Source organism: Kineococcus glutinatus, from assembly GCF_039542765.1.
In the GTDB taxonomy this organism is placed as follows: domain Bacteria; phylum Actinomycetota; class Actinomycetes; order Actinomycetales; family Kineococcaceae; genus Kineococcus_A; species Kineococcus_A glutinatus.
Map to the genome: position 1 here is coordinate 1 of NZ_BAABIL010000434.1, position 3,113 is coordinate 3,113.

General features: G+C 71.3%; 1 protein-coding gene. It reads left to right on the top strand.

Features of this window, described 5'->3' with window-relative positions; translation table 11 throughout:
• On the top strand, positions 1–3,113 hold a 3,113-nt coding region (locus ABEB16_RS15315; RefSeq protein WP_345713094.1), incomplete at both ends, for a multifunctional oxoglutarate decarboxylase/oxoglutarate dehydrogenase thiamine pyrophosphate-binding subunit/dihydrolipoyllysine-residue succinyltransferase subunit.

Genomic DNA, 3,113 nt, shown 5'->3' on the forward strand with positions numbered 1-3,113 from the left:
CACCGGCGGCCCCCGCCAGGCACGCAGCGGCCGACGCCGCACCCGCCGGCGACGGCGCGGTGGCCGTGGCGCAGGCGCAGGACGTGGTGGAGAAGCTGCGCGGCCCCTCGGCCCGCGTGGTGACGAACATGGAGGCCAGCCTCGAGGTCCCCACGGCCACGAGCGTGCGGGCCGTGCCGGCCAAGCTGCTGGTGGACAACCGCATCGTCATCAACAACCACCTCAAGCGCGCCCGCGGCGGCAAGGTCTCCTTCACCCACCTCATCGGCTACGCCGTCGTCGAGGCGCTGCGCGAGATGCCGGCGATGAACGCGTCCTACGTGCTGCAGGACGGCAAGCCCGCGGTGCTGCAGCCCGCGCACGTCAACCTGGGCATCGCGATCGACCTGCCCCGCCCCGACGGCACCCGCCAGCTCATGGTGCCGTCGGTGAAGGAGGCCGAGACCAGGACGTTCGCGGAGTTCTGGGCCGGTTACGAGGACGTCGTGCGCCGCACCCGCGCGGGCAAGCTCACCCCGGCCGACTTCGCGGGCACGACGATCAGCCTGACGAACCCGGGCACGATCGGCACCGTCCACTCGGTGCCGCGCCTGGTCAAGGGCCAGGGCGCGATCATCGGCGTGGGCGCGATGGAGTACCCCGCGGAGTACCAGGGGGCCAGCGAGGAGACGCTGGCGCGGCTGGCGATCAGCAAGGTCATCACGCTGACGTCCACGTACGACCACCGGATCATCCAGGGCGCGCAGTCCGGTGACTTCCTGCGCATCGTGCACGCCAAGCTGCTCGGCGAGGACGGCTTCTACGACCGCGTCTTCCAGGCGCTGCGCATCCCCTACCAGCCGATCCGCTGGGTGCGCGACATCTCGGTGCACCACGACGACCAGATCAACAAGACCGCCCGCGTCGTGGAGCTGATCCACGCCTACCGGGTGCGCGGTCACCTCATGGCCGACACCGACCCGCTGGAGTACCGCCAGCGGGTCCACCCGGACCTGGAGATCGAGAGCCACGGCCTCACGCTGTGGGACCTGGACCGGGAGTTCCCCACCGGTGGTTTCGGCGGCCGCCCGCACATGAGGCTGCGCGACATCCTCGGGGTGCTGCGCGACTCCTACTGCCGCACCACGGGCATCGAGTACATGCACATCCAGGACCCCGAGCAGCGCACGTGGATCCAGGACCGCGTGGAGCGCCCGTACAACAAGCCCAGCGCGACGGAGCAGCTGCGCACCCTGCGCCGGCTCAACGCCGCGGAGGCGTTCGAGACGTTCCTGCAGACGAAGTACGTGGGGCAGAAGCGGTTCAGCCTCGAGGGCGGCGAGAGCGTCATCCCGCTGCTGGACGCGGTGCTGTCGCAGGCGGCGCGCGAGGGGCTGCACGAGGTGTGCGTGGGCATGGCCCACCGGGGCCGGCTGAACGTGCTGGCCAACATCGCGGGCAAGAGCTACGGCCAGATCTTCCGCGAGTTCGAGGGCATGCAGGACCCCCGCACGGTCCAGGGCTCCGGTGACGTGAAGTACCACCTGGGCACCGAGGGCACGTTCACCGCCGAGACCGGTGAGCAGACGAAGGTGTACCTGGCGGCGAACCCGTCGCACCTGGAGGCGGTGAACCCCGTCCTGGAGGGCGTGGCCCGCGCCAAGCAGGACCGCATCGACCTGGGCGGGCGGACCTTCCCGGTGCTGCCGGTGCTGCTGCACGGCGACGCCGCGTTCGCCGGGCAGGGCGTGGTGGCGGAGACCCTCAACCTCTCCCAGCTGCGCGGCTACCGCACCGGCGGCACGATCCACGTGGTCATCAACAACCAGGTGGGCTTCACCACCGCGCCGGCGTCGGCGCGCTCGTCGGTGTACTCCACCGACGTCGGCCGGATGATCCAGGCGCCCATCTTCCACGTCAACGGCGACGACCCGGAGGCGTGCGTGCGGGTGGCGCAGCTGGCGTTCGAGTTCCGCCAGGCGTTCGACAAGGACGTCATCATCGACCTGGTCTGCTACCGCCGCCGCGGTCACAACGAGGGTGACGACCCCTCGATGACGCAGCCGCTGATGTACGCGCTCATCGAGAAGAAGCGCAGCGTCCGCAAGCAGTACACCGAGCAGCTCATCGGCCGCGGCGACATCACCGTCGAGGACGCCGAGGAGGCGCTGCGCGACTACTCCGCCCAGCTGGAGCGGGCGTTCGCGGAGACCAAGGAGTCCGCCACCACCGGCGGCGCCGACGGCGGTGACGGCCGCGGCGGCCTGGAGCGCCCCAGCGCGCAGGAGGCCGACGACCGGGCGGAGGCCTCGCGCCGCAGGACGGCGGTGGCCGCGCAGGTGCTGGAGCACATCGGCAAGGTGCAGGCCAACCCGCCGGACGGCTTCACGGTGCACCCCAAGCTGCGCCAGCTGCTGGAGCGGCGCGACCAGATGTCGCGCGAGGGCGGCATCGACTGGGGCTGGGGGGAGCTGCTGGCGTTCGGCTCCCTGCTCATGGAGGGCGTGCCGGTGCGCCTGGCGGGGCAGGACAGCCGCCGCGGCACGTTCGTCTCCCGCCACGCGGTGCTCACCGACCGGGTCACGGCCGAGGAGTGGACGCCGCTGCTGAACCTGGCGGAGGGGCAGGCGCGCTTCTGGATCTACGACTCGCTGCTGAGCGAGTTCGCGGCGATGGGCTTCGAGTACGGCTACTCCGTCGAGCGCCCCGACGCCCTGGTCCTGTGGGAGGCGCAGTTCGGCGACTTCTTCAACGGCGCCCAGACGGTCATCGACGAGTTCATCTCCGCGGGCGAGCAGAAGTGGGGGCAGCGCTCCTCCGTCGTGCTGCTGCTGCCGCACGGCTACGAGGGGCAGGGCCCGGACCACTCCTCCGGCCGCATCGAGCGCTTCCTGCAGATGTGCGCCGAGGACAACATGACGGTGGCGATGCCGTCGACGCCCGCGAGCTACTTCCACCTGCTGCGCCGGCAGGCCTACGCCCGCCCGCGCCGGCCGCTGGTCGTCTTCACCCCGAAGTCGATGCTGCGGCTGCGGGCGGCGGCCTCGGCGGTGGAGGACTTCACGACGGGTGAGTTCCAGCGCGTCATCGACGAGGTGGAGCCGCTGGACGCGGCCGCGGTGGACCGGGTGCTG